General features: G+C 26.2%; 20 protein-coding genes and 1 other annotated feature. Of the genes, 11 read left to right on the top strand and 9 right to left on the bottom strand.

All coding sequences use genetic code 11. The features are described from left to right. Positions 1-256: 256 nt before the first annotated feature. A complete protein-coding gene (locus tag NBW53_RS06800) occupies positions 257-1,204 on the bottom strand; it encodes a class II fructose-bisphosphate aldolase (RefSeq protein ID WP_250277516.1) in 948 nt (315 codons plus the stop codon). 157 nt (positions 1,205-1,361) lie between these two features. Between NBW53_RS06800 and lspA the strand changes: the two genes are divergently transcribed. From lspA to leuS, 3 genes are all read left to right on the top strand, one after another. Continuing rightward, on the top strand, positions 1,362-1,814 hold the full coding sequence (gene lspA, locus NBW53_RS06795) for a signal peptidase II (protein WP_250277515.1): 453 nt from the start codon (positions 1,362-1,364) through the stop codon (positions 1,812-1,814). Between the two features lie 83 nt (positions 1,815-1,897). After that, complete coding sequence (locus NBW53_RS06790) at positions 1,898-2,425, top strand: DUF6512 family protein (protein ID WP_250277514.1); 528 nt, start codon at positions 1,898-1,900, stop codon at positions 2,423-2,425. A 57-nt stretch (positions 2,426-2,482) separates the two neighbouring features. Continuing rightward, positions 2,483-2,708, top strand: a binding site (T-box leader). 70 nt (positions 2,709-2,778) lie between these two features. Beyond that, positions 2,779-5,190 carry a leucine--tRNA ligase gene (gene leuS, locus NBW53_RS06785; RefSeq protein ID WP_250277513.1) on the top strand — a complete coding sequence of 804 codons (2,412 nt, stop codon included), beginning with the start codon at positions 2,779-2,781 and terminating at the stop codon, positions 5,188-5,190. Between the two features lie 54 nt (positions 5,191-5,244). Here the strand turns inward: leuS and NBW53_RS06780 are convergent, their stop codons facing one another. From NBW53_RS06780 to NBW53_RS06755, 6 genes are all read right to left on the bottom strand, one after another. Continuing rightward, positions 5,245-6,000 carry a GGDEF domain-containing protein gene (locus tag NBW53_RS06780; protein WP_250277512.1) on the bottom strand — a complete coding sequence of 252 codons (756 nt, stop codon included), beginning with the start codon at positions 5,998-6,000 and terminating at the stop codon, positions 5,245-5,247. After that, positions 5,997-6,356, bottom strand: coding sequence for a hypothetical protein (locus NBW53_RS06775; protein ID WP_250277511.1), 360 nt, complete (start codon positions 6,354-6,356; stop codon positions 5,997-5,999). Before NBW53_RS06775 ends, NBW53_RS06780 begins: the two co-directional genes overlap by 4 nt. A gap of 331 nt (positions 6,357-6,687) precedes the next feature. Then, complete coding sequence (locus tag NBW53_RS06770) at positions 6,688-7,422, bottom strand: FAD-binding oxidoreductase (RefSeq protein WP_250277509.1); 735 nt, start codon at positions 7,420-7,422, stop codon at positions 6,688-6,690. Positions 7,423-7,582: 160 nt separating this feature from the next. Beyond that, positions 7,583-7,873, bottom strand: coding sequence for a spore coat protein (locus NBW53_RS06765; protein WP_250277508.1), 291 nt, complete (start codon positions 7,871-7,873; stop codon positions 7,583-7,585). A 10-nt stretch (positions 7,874-7,883) separates the two neighbouring features. Continuing rightward, complete coding sequence (locus NBW53_RS06760; protein WP_250277507.1) at positions 7,884-8,066, bottom strand: hypothetical protein; 183 nt, start codon at positions 8,064-8,066, stop codon at positions 7,884-7,886. Between the two features lie 77 nt (positions 8,067-8,143). Next, the gene (locus NBW53_RS06755) at positions 8,144-9,049 is read right to left on the bottom strand and encodes a DMT family transporter (RefSeq protein WP_250277506.1); all 906 of its coding nucleotides are present in this window, start codon (positions 9,047-9,049) and stop codon (positions 8,144-8,146) included. A 254-nt stretch (positions 9,050-9,303) separates the two neighbouring features. Between NBW53_RS06755 and pyrE the strand changes: the two genes are divergently transcribed. The 8 genes from pyrE to rplA all read left to right on the top strand — a co-directional run bounded on the left by pyrE (position 9,304) and on the right by rplA (position 16,038). After that, positions 9,304-9,957 carry an orotate phosphoribosyltransferase gene (gene pyrE, locus NBW53_RS06750; protein ID WP_250277505.1) on the top strand — a complete coding sequence of 218 codons (654 nt, stop codon included), beginning with the start codon at positions 9,304-9,306 and terminating at the stop codon, positions 9,955-9,957. Between the two features lie 110 nt (positions 9,958-10,067). Continuing rightward, positions 10,068-12,014 carry a copper amine oxidase N-terminal domain-containing protein gene (locus tag NBW53_RS06745; RefSeq protein WP_250277504.1) on the top strand — a complete coding sequence of 649 codons (1,947 nt, stop codon included), beginning with the start codon at positions 10,068-10,070 and terminating at the stop codon, positions 12,012-12,014. Positions 12,015-12,074: 60 nt separating this feature from the next. Beyond that, positions 12,075-13,529 (top strand): nicotinate phosphoribosyltransferase, encoded by a 1,455-nt coding sequence (locus NBW53_RS06740; RefSeq protein WP_250279020.1) that lies wholly within the window; start codon positions 12,075-12,077, stop codon positions 13,527-13,529. A gap of 118 nt (positions 13,530-13,647) precedes the next feature. Beyond that, entirely contained in the window at positions 13,648-13,797 is a 150-nt protein-coding gene (gene rpmG, locus NBW53_RS06735; protein ID WP_250277503.1) for a 50S ribosomal protein L33, read from the top strand. Between the two features lie 35 nt (positions 13,798-13,832). Further along, a complete protein-coding gene (gene secE, locus NBW53_RS06730; protein WP_250277502.1) occupies positions 13,833-14,102 on the top strand; it encodes a preprotein translocase subunit SecE in 270 nt (89 codons plus the stop codon). Between the two features lie 135 nt (positions 14,103-14,237). Further along, entirely contained in the window at positions 14,238-14,765 is a 528-nt protein-coding gene (gene nusG / locus NBW53_RS06725; RefSeq protein WP_250279019.1) for a transcription termination/antitermination protein NusG, read from the top strand. Between the two features lie 90 nt (positions 14,766-14,855). Continuing rightward, positions 14,856-15,281: a 50S ribosomal protein L11 gene (gene rplK, locus NBW53_RS06720; RefSeq protein ID WP_250277501.1), complete on the top strand. Its 426-nt coding sequence runs from the start codon at positions 14,856-14,858 to the stop codon at positions 15,279-15,281. Positions 15,282-15,342: 61 nt separating this feature from the next. Further along, positions 15,343-16,038, top strand: a complete 696-nt coding sequence (rplA, locus tag NBW53_RS06715) for a 50S ribosomal protein L1 (protein ID WP_250277500.1) — start codon at positions 15,343-15,345, stop codon at positions 16,036-16,038. 386 nt (positions 16,039-16,424) lie between these two features. On the opposite strand, the gene NBW53_RS06710 is transcribed toward rplA, so the two are convergent. Beyond that, positions 16,425-17,648 carry a 6-phosphofructokinase gene (locus tag NBW53_RS06710; RefSeq protein WP_250277499.1) on the bottom strand — a complete coding sequence of 408 codons (1,224 nt, stop codon included), beginning with the start codon at positions 17,646-17,648 and terminating at the stop codon, positions 16,425-16,427. 84 nt (positions 17,649-17,732) lie between these two features. After that, the gene (locus NBW53_RS06705) at positions 17,733-18,128 is read right to left on the bottom strand and encodes a hypothetical protein (RefSeq protein ID WP_250277498.1); all 396 of its coding nucleotides are present in this window, start codon (positions 18,126-18,128) and stop codon (positions 17,733-17,735) included. Positions 18,129-18,163 lie beyond the last annotated feature (35 nt).

The raw sequence follows: 18,163 nt of genomic DNA, 5'->3' as shown, positions 1-18,163 counted from the left end.
TAGTAAAAATACACTACAAGTATTAGTAAAATTTAATATTTGTAGTGTATTTTATTTATATATTTATTATGAAAACATATATACAATTTATGATTTTTTATTAGTAATTTTATATTTTTTATTTGTAAAATATTTTAATTATTTATATTTTTATATCACTAAAACGGTAAAGAACAAAATTAAAATAATTTATCACAATATAAAAATAAACCCAGTTATCATATTAAAGATAACTGGGGAAAAAGATAATAAAAAATTATTTCATAGAATCTTTAGAACCTAAAACATTTTCAATTTTATCTTCTACTAATTTTTGGATAAGCTCTCTACTATCACCTAAATATCCTCTAGGGTCGAAAGCAGAAGGATTTTCTCCAAAGAATTTTCTAATACCTGCTGTCATAGCAAGTCTTAAATCTGTATCCATATTTATTTTACATACAGCCATACTAGACGCTTTTCTAAGCATATCATTAGGAATACCGCTAGCACCATCAATTTTACCACCAAAATCATTGCACATTTTTACGCAATTTTGGTCAACAGAAGAAGCACCGTGTAAAACGATAGGGAAATTATGTATACCTTCAGATTCTAATTTAGCAGTAATATTTTCTAAAATATCAAATCTTAATTTAGCTTCACCTTTAAATTTGTAAGCACCATGGCTTGTACCAATAGCAATAGCTAAAGAGTCTACGCCTGTTCTTTTGATAAAGTCAACAGCTTGTTCTGGGTCTGTGTAAGTAGCATGTTCTTCAGAAACATTAACATCGTCTTCCACACCAGCAAGCATACCAAGTTCAGCTTCAACTACAACACCTTTAGAGTGAGCATAGTCTACAACTTCTTTAGTTTTAGCAACATTTTCTTCATATTCAAAATGAGAACCATCAAACATAACAGATGTAAAGCCAGCATCAATAACTTTTTTTACTGTTTCTAAGTCTGGACCGTGGTCTAAGTGTACAGCAATATCTATACCAGTCTCTTCGATAGCAGCATTAACCATAGCCATTAAATATTTAGGACCAGCATATGCTAAAGCACTTTTAGAAACTTGTAAAATAACAGCAGAATTAAGTTTTGCAGCTGCATTTACAACCCCTTGTATGATTTCCATATTATTGATGTTAAAAGCACCGATAGCATATTTACCTTCGAAAGCTTTTTCAAACATTTCCTTAGTAGTTACTAAAGCCATTTTATTATCTCCCTTCAAAAAAACATTTTTGTAATATAATTATAATATATTTTTAATATTAATACAACAGTTAAATTAAATTTTATCCAAAATAATTTAATAGCTATTTAATGTATAAAATTTATGATATAATAAAATAAAAAGGAGAGATACTTTAATGATATATATTTTTTTAATAATATTTTTAATATTAATAGATTTAATAAGCAAAAGGTATATTAATAAAAAATATAAAATAAATGAAGAAAAAAGTTTGTATAAAAATAAAATTTATATTCGTCATATAAAAAATGAAGGGCTTGCTTATGGAATTTTAAAAAACAGTAAAAAATTAATATATATAATAGTTTTTATATGTACATTACTTGTAAGTATATTATTTTATTGTGCTTTTAAAGAAAACTCTAAATTAAAAAAGATAGCTTTTTCATTTGCTTTAGGAGGAGCCTTAGGAAATTTTATAGAAAGGATAAAAAACAAAAGTATAACAGATTTTATATATATAAAATATAAAAATGCACCAATTTTTAATTTTGCAGATATTTTTTTATTCATATCATCAATACTTCTAATTATAAAAGAAATAAAAGATATTATAATTAGAAAATAAGTTTTTAAATGTTTTACTAATATTAAGTATAATAAAAATTTTTATGCATATGATATAAATATTCATATATTTGAGGTGATTTTATGAATTTAAAAAAATATCATATAATAGGGTTTATTTTTACAGCAGTATTAGGAACTATTTTACATTTTACATATAACTTTTTTGATAAAAATATTATAATAGGTTATTTTACTCCAGTTAATGAAAGTACTTGGGAACATTTAAAACTATTAATAACGCCAATTATAATATTTTCTATATATGAATATTTTTCATATGGAAAAGATTTAGAAAATTTTATTATTGTTAAGGCTTTGTCTATATTATTAGGAATGTGTGTTATTGTAGTAGCATTTTACACTTATACAGGGATTATAGGTAAAAATTATTTATTACTAGATATAGGAACATTTATTTTAGCTTCATTTTTATCTTATTATTTTTCTTATAAAATGTTAAAAAATAAAATTTTTTATAATGAAAATAGCAAATATATAGGTGTATCAATAATATTTATTATACTTATTTTAATGATAAACTTTACAACAAACCCACCTAAAATAAACTTATTTTTAGATACTACAACAAATACTTATGGTATAGAGTAATATTTTTATAAAATAATACTTGAAATAGTATTTATTTTATGGTATAAATTATATTATGTAAATGCAATGAAGAGGACTATTAAGCAAAATAAGTATTTTTAGAGAGTTGACGGTTGGTGTAAGTCAATATTACTTTTTGCCCAACTCACCTTGGAGCAGAAATACTGAAGTAATAGTAGGTATTTTCGGTTTGTCCCCGTTACAGACTTATAAGTGCGTAATTTTAGGTTTTACCTTTTACGAAATAGAGTGGTACCACGGAAAAGCCCCTTTCGTCTCTATATTTTAAGGCTTGTGCTTTAAATGAGATAAAGGGGCTTTATTATAACTAAATTTAAATTTTGGAGGTAAATATGAATAGATACGATTTTAATAGTATAGAAAAAAAGTGGCGTAAAATTTGGGAAGAAAATCCAATAAATCCTACAAACACTAATAAGCCAAAATATTATTGTTTAGATATGTTTCCATATCCATCTGGTAATGGTTTACACGTAGGTCATTGGAGAGGATATGTGTTAAGTGATGTTATAAGTAGATATAAAGTTTTACAAGGGTACGAAGTGTTGCATCCTATGGGGTGGGATGCGTTTGGTTTGCCAGCTGAAAATTATGCTATAAAAACTGGAACACATCCATCTGTAGCAACATCTAAAAGTATATCTAATGTTAAAAGACAATTAAAAGAAATAAGTGCTATTTATGATTGGGACAAAGAAATAAATACAACAGACCCTAAATATTATAAATGGACTCAATGGATATTTTTAAAAATGTTTGAAAATGGGCTTGCATATGAAAAAGAAATGCCTTTAAATTGGTGTCCTAGCTGTAAAGCCGTTTTAGCTAATGAAGAGGCTACAAATGGTGAATGTGATAGATGTGGTTCACAGGTTACAAAGAAAAATCTTAGACAATGGATGCTTAAAATTACAAATTATGCAGAAAGACTTTTAAATGACCTAGATAAATTAGATTGGCCAGAAAAAGTTAAAAAAATGCAAGCAGATTGGATAGGAAAAAGCTATGGTGCTGAAATAGATTTTTCGGTAGAAGGTAAAGAAGACAAAATTAAAGTATTTACAACAAGACCAGATACTTTATATGGTGCTTGTTTTATGGTTTTAGCACCAGAGCATAACATCATAAAAGATATTGTTACAGATGAACAAAAAGAAGCAGTAGAACAATATATATTTGAAGCTAGTACAAAATCATCTGTTGATAGAATGACAGAAAAAGAAAAAACAGGTGTATTTACTGGTGCTTATGGTATAAATCCATTAAATAATAAAAAATTACCTATATGGATTTCAGACTATGTATTAGCAGATTATGGAACAGGGGCTATTATGTGTGTTCCAGCTCATGATGAGAGAGATTTTGCATTTGCTAAAAAGTTTGATTTGCCTATTGTACAAATTATAAAAAAAGCCGATGAAGATATAAAAGATAATCTAGAACAAGCATTTTTAGAAGAAGGTGTTATGGTTAATTCTGATAAATTTAATGGTATAAAATCTTCTGAGGCAAAAGAAGTTATTGCTTCATTTTTGGAAGAACAGGGAATAGGTAAAAAAACTGTAAATTATAAACTTAGAGATTGGGTATTTTCAAGACAGCGTTATTGGGGAGAGCCTATACCTTTGGTACATTGTGATAAATGTGGTGTAGTAGGTGTTAAAGAAGAAGATTTACCAGTAGAACTACCTAATGTATCATCATATCAACCAACAAGCACAGGAGAATCTCCTCTTGCAGATATAGAAGAATGGGTAAATACTACTTGTCCTAAATGTGGTGGTAAGGCTAAAAGAGAAACAAATACAATGCCTCAATGGGCAGGGTCTTCTTGGTATTTTCTTAGATATTGTGATGTAAATAATGATACTCAACTTGCAAGCAAAGAAGCCTTAAAAAAATGGTTACCAGTTGATATGTATGTAGGTGGTATAGAACACGCGGTATTACATCTTTTATATGCAAGATTTTACACTAAATTTTTAAAAGATATAGGAGTAGTAGATTTTGAAGAGCCATTTTTACATTTATTCAATCAAGGTATGATTACTAAAGATGGAGCTAAAATGAGTAAATCTAAAGGAAATGTTGTATCTCCTGACGAACTTGTAGAAAAATATGGTTGTGATTCTTTAAGATTATATGAACTTTTTGTAGGTCCACCAGAAATAGACTGTGAGTGGGATGACAGTGGAATAGATGGTACATTTAGATATTTAAATAAAGTTTGGAAATTTATAGATGAGTATAAAGATAAAATAGTAGAACCTAGTGATGAAATGGTTAAACTTCGTCATAAAATGGTATATGAAATAACAATAAGATTAGAGGCTTTAACATTAAATACGGTTGTTTCAGGATTTATGGAATTTACAAATAAAATAATTGCCGAAGCTAAAAATATAGGTGGTGTAGATAAAGATACATTAGAAACAATTATTATACTTTTATCTCCATTTACACCTCATATTTGCGAAGAACTTTGGCAAATGATAGGACACACTGAAACTGTGTTTAAAAATGAGTGGTGTACTTATGATGAAGAAAAAATGAAAGATAGTACAATAGAAATAGCTTTACAGATAAATGGTAAAGTTAAAGGTAGCCTTAAAATAGATGCAGATGCTAATAAAGATGAAGTTTTGGCTTTAGCTAAAGAAAATTTAACTGACAAATTAGAAGGGTTAAACATTGTTAAAGAAATATATGTTCCAGGTAGAATAGTCAATATAGTAGCAAAATAGTTATAATTAAAAAGGAGTAAAAATTTTAAATTTTACTCCTTTTTAATTAATATTTTAAATATTTTCAATACTAAATACTTTCATTTGGTTTTTACCACTTTTTTTAGCTAAATACATCGCCTGGTCTGCTTGTTTATATAATTTTTTATATAAGTTAATATTATTATTTTCAGAAAAAGCAATACCAATGCTACATCCTATTTCAATTTCACCATCTTCATATTCATATTTTATTGGAAAAATTTCCATAATTTTTTTAGCTTTTTTTAATGCACATTCTTTGCTTAATAGTTCTGGTATAAATATCATAAATTCATCTCCACCTAGCCTAGATATACAATCTGTACTGCGAAATATTTTTCTTAATTCTAAAGAAATGTGAATTAATGCTTCATCGCCTTTTATATGTCCTAGATTATCGTTAAGACCTTTAAAATTATCAATATCTAAAATAAACATTGTACATAAATTGTTTTTTGTTGAGAATTTTTGAACAAAATTTTCAGCAGCAGTTCTATTTAATAAATTTGTTAAGCTATCGCGTTCACTTAAATATAATAGTTTATTTTTTAATTTAATATCTTTATATTTTAATTTTGAAAAGCAAATATTAATACCTACTGCAAACATAACTATAAATACATTATCCATAATGTATAAATTTATATTACGTATAGAGTCAAAGCCATGTCTTTGCATTATACCTATAACTGTATCAGTAAAAAATACTAAAAATATTGAAAGAAAATATTTAACATTACTTTCAATTATAGTTAATGCTGTGGCCATTATTATACAGCTAATCATCATATATGAAACAAAATTACTGTATAAAAAAATTGTACTTCTAATAATACTATAATTTGAATTACATTTATATATGCAAAACTTATAGAAAATTTTTTATTATTAGGGAAATAATATTTAAATAAAATATATCCCATTAAAGATAAGAAACATTGTAATAAACAAATTTTAGTTGTTGGATTAAAAGAACCATTATCAATAAACTCTATAAAGTTTATTATAGGTATATAAAAAATAAAAAATATAAAAAGTGAAATAGATAACATTTTTTGTGCAATAATTGTATATTCTTGAACTTCATTGTAATAATTTTCAGTATTATTATTCCTATTTTTTAAATTTCTAGAAAATATGTTCATTTATTTTGTAACCCCTTTATTTACCTTTTCTAAATTATTATACTATTATAAAATATGTATATGAAGACTTAATAATATTTATTATCGATATCATTTTGTAGAAGATTTATAAAACCTATTGAAGATTTATATATTAAATAGTATTGATTTTATAAATACTCCATCTTAATATTTATAAAAAATAATAGCATTTTTTATTCAATTTGTCAAACATAAAATTATATTTTAAATCAAAAAATTTTTAAATAAAAAATAAAACAACATTTTATTTTTTTATTTGAAATGTTGTTTTATTAATAAATATAGAAATTTATAATTATTTTGTATATAATTAACTAAATCTTTCGTAGTTTATTTTACTTTTATCTACTCCAAGTTCTAAAAGATTTTTTTCTAAAGATTCCATAAAGATTGGTGGACCACAGAAGTAAAATGAGCCATTTAAAGGTAAGTTTTGTTTAATCCATTCTTTTGTTACAAATCCTTTAACATCATAATTTTCTCCTAATGTGTCTTTATCTAGTGGATTAGAGAAGAATACAGTATTTTTTAAATTATTTTCTTTACAAATATTAGCAATATCTTCATTAAAAGGATGTAAGTCAGAGTTTTGAACTGCTTGTACCATATGTATTTCTCTATTTTTTGCATTAGCTAGCAACATAGATAGTAAAGGAGTTATACCAATACCACCAGATAATAAGATAATAGGTGTTTCTTTAGGTAAAGATTCGTCCAATATAAAATCACCAGCAGGCGGCATAGCTTCTATAATATCACCAACTTGTAATTTATCGTGTAAATATGAACTCATTAAACCATTATCTATTTTTTTTATACTTAGTCTATACATTTCATCATTAGGTAAATCTGAAAGACTGTAACATCTAATAACATCTTTAATTTCAGCATTATCTGTTTTTATTTTTAAAGGCAAAAATTGCCCTGCAATATATTTATTTAATTTTTCACCATTTTTAGATTTAAAATAAAATGATTTTATTGTATCACATACATCTTCTTTTTTTATTAAAACTAACTCTTTAAATCCATTCCAATTAGTCATATAAGCACCTCCTAAATGATAATAATTATCATACAATAATTATAATCTTATAATATGAATATGTCAATATATTTATAAAAAGTTTATTATAATATTTAAAATAAGTACTATAATAACGTATAAAATGATTATTTTATACGTTATTATAGGGGAGGATAAATTATTTTAAAACAGGCATAGGACCAGCACCATTTTTGGCCGTTAGTACCTGAGTTAATTTTGTTTTTAGTGTTTGTATTTCATAGTCTGTATCTTTAGGAGAGGGTATATAATAACCTTTTTTTTCAGCAAATTTATATAAATTATATTGAGCTTCTTCTGCTTCATTTCTCATTTGTTGAAAAATTTGTCTTAAATTTAAGTCGCTACATTCTGTTATCATCTTTGCATAGTTAAGGATACTAGCTTTTAAACCAGTTAAAATATCTAAAACCATATCTTTTTCATTCATAATAAGCCTCCTATAACAGTTGTATTAATTTTTGAGCCGATTGTTCAGCTTTTATGCTAGAGGATTTAAACATTTCTTTAAGCTCACTATCACAAGCTTTATTAGCATAGCAAGATAGCTTTGAAGACATTGTAATACTATTAGATACACATTCCCTAATTGAGTTTATCTCCATTTGATTTAAGTTAGACATATATTCACCCCTCTAAAATTAAAATTTTATATAAATATTTTAACCTTAAAAATAAAATATATACCTATTTAAGATATTTATTTGTTTTTATCATCTAAAATCTTATTATTTATAAAGAACATAAATATAGCAACAGAAAAAATTATAAAGTAACCTATAAAGCTATATACATTAGGTTTTTGATTAAAAACTATATATCCTAATATACCAGAGAATATTATTTGAGAATAATCAAAAATAGATATTTCTTTTGCAGGAGCATTTGCATAAGCATATGTTATAGCAAATTGTCCAAAGCTTGCAAATAAACCAGCTAATAAAAGATAGATTAATTGAGTTATAGACATAGGTGAAAAATTAAATACTATAAAAGGTAATATAGATAAACAAGAAAAGCAGGAAAAAAAGAAAACTATAAAAAGTCCCTTTTCACCACGTATACTTAAAAATCTTACTAAAGTGTAAGCTATACCAGCACACATTGCACCTAAAACGCCTATTAAAGCTGGGAAACTGGTTAAACTAGTTTTTTCTATATTGTTATTTAAAAAGCCTATTATTAAATTTGGATTTATAATAAATAAACTACCTAAAAATGCTATAAATATAGACACAATTTGCCATAGCTTAATTTTTTCTTTTAATATTAAAAATGAAAATATGATAACAAAAAAAGGTGAAAGCTTATTAAGCATATTAGCATCAGATAGTATTAAATTTTCTATTGCATAATAATTAAATATTATACCTAAAGTACCAAAAGTAGCTCTTAATATTAAAAGTATTAAGTTTTCTTTTTTAAATTTAAATCCTATTTTAGATTTTTTTATAATATAAAATGAAAAACCTAAAGCTACTAAATTTCTAAAAAAACTTTTTTGTAGAGAAGGTAAATCACCAGATAGTTTTATAAATAGACTCATAAAAGCAAAGCTTAAAGAGGATAATATAATAAATAATATTCCTTTATTTTTTTTTGACATAATAAACTCCTTTCTAAAATATTAAACTGAAGACAAAATATTTTACGTTAATTTTTATGATTTTCAAAAAAACTTTAATCACAAGATAGGGCTTTAGCCTTTGTATAAAGAAATTAATTTTTTTATATAACCTTAAAATATAACAATATTTTATAATAAAAATAAAAAAATGTAAATTAGACATTGTAAAAATCTAAAAATATATTATAATTAGTTTAGATAAGTTAATATTTTTGAAAATTTGGAGGTAAAAGATGAGTTACAAAAATGAGTTCATTAAATTTATGTGTGATTCTGGAGTTTTAACTTTTGGAGATTTTGTAACAAAAAGTGGCAGAAATACACCATATTTTATTAATACAGGTAATTATAACACAGGTGAACAAATAAATAAATTAGGATATTTTTATGCAAAATGTATGCAAGAAAATAATATAGATAGTAATGTTTTATTTGGACCAGCTTATAAAGGTATACCTCTTTGTGTAACAGTTGCATCTGCTTTATATAAAGATTATAATAAAAATGTAAATTATTGTTTTAATAGAAAAGAAGCTAAAGACCACGGAGAAGGTGGTGTTATGGTAGGATATAATATTAAAGATGGTGATAAAATAACTATTATAGAAGATGTTATAACGGCGGGTACTGCAATAAGAGAAAGTTTGCCTATATTAAATAAGATGGGAAATGTAACAGTAGATTCGGTTATTATATCTGTTGATAGAATGGAAAAAGGCAATAATGAAAAGTCAGCAATACAAGAAGTTTATGAAGAATTTGGAATAAAAGTATATCCAATAGTTACAATAATAGATATTATAGAAGCTATAAAATCTGGTGTAATAGAAGGAAAAGAATATTTAGATAAAATGATAGCTTATAGAGAAAAATATGGAATAAAATAATATTGTAACCTAATTGTAACAAATATGTTACTAATTGGAAATGTTTTTATTTTTTATATATGATATAATTTAATTATATTAAACATTTTTAAAGAAAGGAAATAAAAATTATGGTTAATAAATTAAAAAAATCTTTTACATTATTAACATTAGTTTTTATAATGTTAATGCCAAGTGTTAGTGCATTTGGTGCCGAACCAGTTTATGTTAAACTAAATGGTGCACCAATTGTTTATGAAGATGCACAACCACAAATTATGAACCAACGAGCTATGGTTCCTTTTAGAAAAACAGCAGAAACATTAGGAGCTGTTGTTGAATGGAACAAACAAACAGAAACAGCTACTTTAAGAAAAGGTGATAGAGTAGTAGTACATACTATGCGTAGTAGTGTTATTACTGTAAATGGTAAAGCTTCTACATTTGATACGCCTTCTGCAGTTGTACAAAATAGAACAATGATGCCTGTTAGAATGCTTAGCGAAGCATTAGGTAACTCTGTAACTTGGGATAATTCTACAAGAACAGTTAACATAATAGCAGACCAACCTACTGTTATAAATGTTGTACCAGATAAAACAACTGTTAATAGCGGAGAAAAAATTAACATTGCAATAACAACAAATTCTACAACAGATAAAATAAAAATTGTAGATGTAAATGAAAATGATAGTATTATATCAGAAGCTAATACATATAGTTCAAACCCAGATGGTACTAGATTATTCTCTGTACCTTGGACACCAAATGTTGCAAAAAGTACATTTAAAACACTTAAAGTTGTTCCAGGTAATTTAACAACATATAATCAAGATAGTACATCTTATAAAGTTTGTGCAATTAGTGTAAATGCCGATGTTAAACCTAAAGTTACATCTTTTAAATCAGATAAAAAAGATGTTGGCAGAGGTGATAAAATAAAATTAACTATAGAGGCTAATGCTAATACAGATAGAATAAAAATAGGCACTGAGAAAAATAATAAATTATTAGAGATAACAAATTATAAGTTAGGCGAAGGAAATAACTCTAACATAAGAGTCTTTGAAACAGAAATGAAGATGGAAGATAGAGGAGACATAGAGCTTAGAGCTTATCCAGGTAATATATCTAACGGATATGAATCTAGCTATGAAACATTAAAAATAAGTGTTGGTGGATCAGGTAGCACTACTTCAACTGAAAAACTTAAAATAAAAGATACTTATATTTTAAATGATGGTATATATGTAGATGAAACTATAAAAGTTATTGTAAAAACTTCAACAGACATTGATAGAGTAGAAATTTTAAATGAAAATGATAAAATTGTAGATGAAACAAGATTTACTTCTGTGAAAAATAATAGCGAATATATTTGGTTAATGGATATACCAGTTAAAAGTAGTGGAAGGAATAGATTTTATGTAGTAGCATATAATACTAATAAGGATAAAGTAAAAGAAAGTATTAGCTTTAGTGCATCTACTTATTCTAGCAGTGATTTAGAAATAATTAATATAGAACAAAGAGATATTGGTGCTGTATCTGGAGATACTGTTAAATTCCGTATCAGAACAACAAACCAAGCAGATTCTATCAAAGTATTTGATGGTAGTTCAGAAGTGGCAAAAGTAACAGATTATAACAATAATGGGTCTATTAGAGAATGGGAAGTTAAAGTAAAAATTACTTCATCTAATAAAGATAGCTTAAAAGTTGTAGCATATGATAAAAATCAAAAACAAACATCTACTAAATTAAATGTTTATTTAGATGTACAATCAAGTGGAAAAATATACGATTATAATTTAAAAACTTCAGAAGTATATAAAAATGAATATATAAGAGTAGATGTATATACAAATAAAGCTATTTCTAAAGTTTGGGTAGAAGACAGTAATAATGCAAGGGTTATATTAAAAACTTCTTATGATAGTGTAAGCGGAAATGAATACACTTGGGAGCTTAAATTTGTAGCAGAAGAAGCAGGAAGTAGTATGAGATATACTATATATGCAGAAGACCAAAATGGTAAAAGATATGATGAAACATTTAGAGTTCGTGTAAATAAATAATAAATTTAATATTTAAAAAGTTAAGCCCACCTTAATGGTGGGTTTAGCTATATGGAGGTAATTATGGTTAATAACTTAACTCTTATGACAGACCTTTATCAATTAACAATGATGCAAGGTTATTTTGAGGCTAATATGCATAATAAAAAAGCTGTTTTTGATATGTTTTATAGAAAAAATCCTAGTAATAATGGTTATGCAATAGTTTGTGGATTAGAACAAATAGTAGATTATATAAAAAATATAAAATTTGATGAAGATAATATTAATTATTTAAAAAGTCTTAATATATTTAAAGATGATTTTTTACAATATTTAAAAGAGTTTAAGTTTACAGGAGATATTTATGCTATACCAGAAGGTACAATAGTTTTTCCTAATGAACCATTAATAAGAGTAAGCTCTAATATTATGGAGGCTCAATTTATAGAAACAACTATATTAAATATAATAAATCATCAAAGCCTTATAGCTACAAAAGCATCAAGAGTAGCCTGGGCAGCAGAAGGTGATTTTATTATGGAATTTGGACTTAGACGAGCACAAGGACCAGATGCTGGTGTTTATGGTTCTAGAGCAGCGTTTATAGGTGGGTGTATGGCTACAAGCAATGTTTTAGCAGGAAAAATGTTTAACATACCAGTGTCTGGAACACACTCGCATAGTTGGGTAATGAGTTTTAAAGATGAGATAACGGCTTTTAGGACATATGCTAATATTTTTCCAGATAGATGTATACTTTTAGTAGACACATATGATACATTAAAAAGTGGAGTACCTAATGCTATAAAAGTTTTTAAAGAAATGGAAGAAAAAGGGGTAAAACTTAAAAGCTATGGAATACGTTTAGATAGTGGAGATTTAGCCTATATATCAGACAAAGCTAGAACTATGTTAGATGAAGCCGGATTTAAAGATGCAATTATAACAGCATCTAATGATTTAGACGAAAACATTATATCATCTTTAAAACAACAAGGTACTAAAATAAATGTTTGGGGAGTTGGTACAAACCTTATAACTTCTAGTGATTGTCCGGCTTTTGGTGGTGTTTATAAGCTTTGTGCAGAAGAAGTTGATGGAGAAGTAATACCAAAAATAAAGCTATCTGAAAATACAGATAAGGTAAATAATCCAGGGGTTAAAAAAATATTTAGAATTTATGATAAAGCTACTAATAAAGTAAAAGCAGACCTTATTTGCCTTGAAGATGAAAATATAGATGAAAATGAGGACTTAACTATTTTTCACCCAATAAATACTTGGAAAACAATGACATTAAAAGCTAATGAGTATTATACAAAAGAGCTTTTAAAACCAGTATTTTTAAATGGTAAATGTGTTTTTGAAAAAATAGAAACTGTGGATATAAAAAAACATTGTGAAAATGAAAAAGAAAGCTTTTGGAATGAGTATAAAAGGCTTATTAATCCACATATTTTACCAGTAGACTTATCTTTAAAGTTATATAATCTTAAAAAAGATATGATTGATAGCATAAGAAGGAATAAATAAAAAATGTATATAAATATTGGTATTAAATATTGACAATGTATAAATTTTATGTTAATATGACATTGGCGTTATATGCGTCTTTTTTTGCATAAATAAAAATACAAGAGAGGTGGAAGTCTTGAGAACAAAAATTACTTTAGCATGTACTGATTGTAAACAAAGAAACTATAACACAATGAAAGACAAAAAAGTACATCCAGACAGAATGGAAACAAAAAAATATTGTAAATTCTGTGGTAAACATACTTTACACAGAGAAACTAAATAATTCTCTCTAGTTTATCGAAAGGAGTTTGATAAAGTATGCAAGAGAATAATGAACAAACCAAAAACGTATCAAACGAATCATCTTCTAAAGATAAAAAGTCTAAGAAAAAAGAAAATAAGAAAAAAGGCGGTTTTTTTTCAGAATCTAAAGCAGAGTTTAAAAAAATAACTTGGCCAAATAGAAAAGTTTTAGCAAAACAAACAATTACAGTTATTTTTATATCTTTAATTGTTGGAGCTATTATTTTTTGCTATGATTTAGGTATAAACTTTATATTTAAAAGTTTAATTGACTTAATGGCATAAAATTAAAAGGATATTTATTATATGGATAAAGAAAATGAATTATATCTAGAAAATGAAGAGCTAGATAGTAAGCTTGATAATGAAGAAAAAATAGACACAAATATTTTAGAAGAAGAGTTTTCATCTGATAAAAATATGCCGAAAGAAAAACCTAAATGGTATGTTATACACACATATTCTGGATATGAAAACAATGTTAAAGATAGCATTCAAAAAATAATAGAAAATAGAGAAATGTATGATGTTATAACAGAGGTTGTTGTTCCAGTACAAAAAGTTTATGAAACAACAAAAACGGGTAAACAAAAAGAAATACAAAGAAAGATTTTCCCAGGATATGTTTTTCTTAAGATGATAATGAATGATGATACTTGGTATGTTGTTCGTAATACTCGTGGTGTAACTAGTTTTGTAGGCCCTGGTTCTAAACCAGTACCTTTAACAGAAGATGAAGTTATATCTATGGGTATAGAAAGCTTTTTAGACACTTGTGATATAGAAATAGGCGATTTAGTTCTTATAAAAGAAGGACCATTTGCTAAATCTAGCGGTGTTGTTAAAGAAGTTAATGCTAACAGGAAAACTGTTATTGTTAATGTTAACTTTTTTGGGAGAGAAACTCCTGTTGAATTAGATTTTCATCAAGTTCAACAAATGGGATAATTTCCCGCTTACAACTGTTATTGGTATAGATTTATACCGTGGGAGGGAAAGTCCCGCTAATTACCACATTACTTAGGAGGTGCCTTAAAAATGGCAAAGAAAATTTCTGGTTATATAAAATTACAAATTCCTGCTGGTAAAGCTACTCCAGCACCACCTGTTGGTCCTGCTCTTGGTCAACATGGTGTAAACATTATGGGCTTCTGTAAAGAATTTAACGAAAGAACATCTAAAGACGCTGGTCTTGTTATCCCAGTTGTTATAACTGTATATCAAGATAAAAGTTTTACATTTGTTACAAAAACTCCACCAGCTGCAGTTCTTTTAAAGAAAGCTTGTAAATTAGAATCTGGTTCTGGTGTTCCTAATAAAACAAAAGTTGCAAAAATATCTAAAGAAGAAGTTAGAAAAATCGCTGAATTAAAAATGCCAGACTTAAACGCTGCATCTGTTGAAGCTGCTATGAGTATGATTAGCGGTACAGCTAGAAGTATGGGTATTGTTGTAGAAGATTAATAATTCAGTTAAATTAAGTGGGAGGGAAAATCTCGCTATTACCACATAAGGAGGAACTATTGTGAAAAGAGGAAAAAAATATCTTGAAAAAGAAAAATTAATTGATAAATCTATGCTTTATGATACAAATGAAGCAGTGGAATTAGTTATTAAAACTTCTACTGCTAAATTTGATGAAACAGTTGAAGCACATATTCGCTTAGGTGTTGATAGTAGACACGCTGACCAACAAGTGCGTGGTGCTGTTGTTTTACCACACGGTACAGGTAAAAAAGCTCGTGTTTTAGTTTTTGCTAAAGGGGCTAAAGCTGAAGAAGCTGAAAAAGCTGGAGCAGATTATGTTGGTGCTGAAGATATGGTTGCAAAAATTCAAAACGAAAACTGGTTTGAATTTGATGTAATAGTTGCTACACCTGATATGATGGGGCTTGTAGGACGTATTGGTCGTGTATTAGGCCCTAAAGGTCTTATGCCTAACCCTAAAGCAGGTACTGTTACAATGGACGTTGCTAAAGCTATTGAAGATATTAAAGCTGGTAAAATTGAATACCGTCTTGATAAAACTAATATTATTCATGTTCCAGTTGGAAAAGTTTCTTTTGGAGCTGAAAAATTATATGATAACTTCCAAACTCTTATTGGTGCTGTAATTAAAGCTAAACCAGCAGCTACTAAAGGACAATATTTAAGAAGTGTTGTACTTTCTACAACTATGGGTCCTGGTGTAAAAGTTAATCACGCTAAAATTACAGAGTAATATATAATAAAGTTTTACTTTTGGCTATAGATTTTGTCTATGGCCTTTTAAAGTATAAAAAAATGGTTGTTTACCGTTTTTAGTAATAGAAAAAAATATAAATAATTAAAAAATATTTTACAAATAAAAAATAGAAAATTACTACTAAAAAATTACAAATTGTATATATGTTTTTATAATAAATATATAAATTAAATTATGGTGTAGTTATATTTACAAATTTAAAAAAATTATAATAACTTAAAATGTATATATAGATAAGATTAAATTAAATAGTATTTATTGTAATATTTTTTAATATAAATGTCATAAATAAATAAAAGCTATTTTATTACTTAAATAATAAAATAGCTTTTATTTATTTATGAACTTAATGAGTATTTGTATTATTTATTAGTTAATTTTAAATGTCGTGGTAAACCATCTACCATAATAGGATATATTTCACCTTGTATAAGAGGTTTGATATAATCTATAAGCTCTTTAGAGACAGATCCATTTTTACCATCTATCCATTCTAAAGGTACTTTTTTCTCAAAGTTTGCTATATCATAAACACTATGAGATTTCATATTTATATTATAAGGCGTATTACTAGTTCGTTCAAAAATAACAACCTTTCCAGTTTCACCAGATAAAGCTATATTAACTGCATACATACCAGCTAAAAAACTTTCATTCATATCTACTTCGGATACAGAATGACTAGCACATCTTTGAGTTGTATTAAGTTCAATAGCTCGTGTTTTACACCCAAGTGTTTTATGTAGTATTTTAGCTAATGTATTTGCTGTACCACTTAAAGATTTATGACCAAAACAATCTAAAAACATATTTTCTTCTTCTATTTCACATATATTAGTACCATTTTTGTTTTTTATACCTTCAGATATAGCTATTACTAAACTTTTTTTTGTTTTTTGTAAAGATTTAATTTTAGCTATAAATTCTTCTATGTCAAAAACAACTTCTGGTAAGTATATTAAATCAACACCACTACAATCTTCAGATTTAGTAATAGCAGTAGAAGCAGTTAGCCAACCAGCATTTCTACCCATTATTTCTATTATTGTAATATTTTTGGCATCATAAACTGTTGCATCTTTAATAATTTCTTTTATTGTAGTAGCAATATATTTACAAGCACTACCAAACCCTGGAGTATGGTCTGTAATTGCTAAATCATTATCAATAGTTTTAGGAACACCTATAAATTGTATTTTTTTATCTGTAGCTACACTATATGTATGTAATTTTTTTATAGTATCCATAGAGTCATTTCCACCTATATAGAAAAATTTATCTATATTTAATTTTTCTAATATAGAAAATATCTTTTCATATATTTCGTTATTTTCTTCCATATTAGGTAGTTTAAATCTACAAGAACCTAAATAAGCCGAAGGTGTTCTTTTTAAAAGTTCTATTTCTAATTCAGTTTTAATTTCTTTATCAAGCTCTACATACTTTTCGTCTAAAAGACCTTGTATCCCATTTATCATACCATAAACTTTTATATTATTATCTTTACCACCTTTAAAAACACCAGCTAAACTAGCATTTATTACAGCTGTTGGGCCTCCAGATTGACCTACTATGATATTTCCCATTTTTTTATAAGTCCTCCTAAAAAGTTTTTTATTTATTATATCAAATTTTTATAGCATTTACAATAATTTTTATACATAGTAAAATTATATTTGGATTAAAATAATAGGAATTTGTTTAGCTGTTATTGTATCTATATTTAGAAAGTTATAAGCTTTAGATACTTTTTCATAGTCTAATTCATATATGTACGATAAATCTTTAGCATTGTAAAAATAAGGAGAACCACATTCAATTTCTCTTTTTAAAATTTTACAAATAAAACTAGTGCCATTTAACATTATAGATAAAAAATTTGAACTGTTAATTTCTTTTTGATTTATTTTAAACAATATATTTTTTACTTCTTCTTCACTTAATTCTAATATTTTAGAAACATCTTGTAAAGACATATTTTCATTTGTTTTTAAAAATAAATCTAGCTCTTTAATTTTAGGCACTATTTTATTATTATATGTATCTATTGGATGTTGTTTGTTCATATGTATACCTCTCTTTATAAAATTCTATAAATAAA

The organism is [Clostridium] colinum (genome assembly GCF_940677205.1).
Taxonomy (GTDB): Bacteria; Bacillota; Clostridia; order Lachnospirales; family CAG-274; genus Tyzzerella; species Tyzzerella colina.
This window is presented reverse-complemented; position numbering and strand designations above follow the sequence as displayed.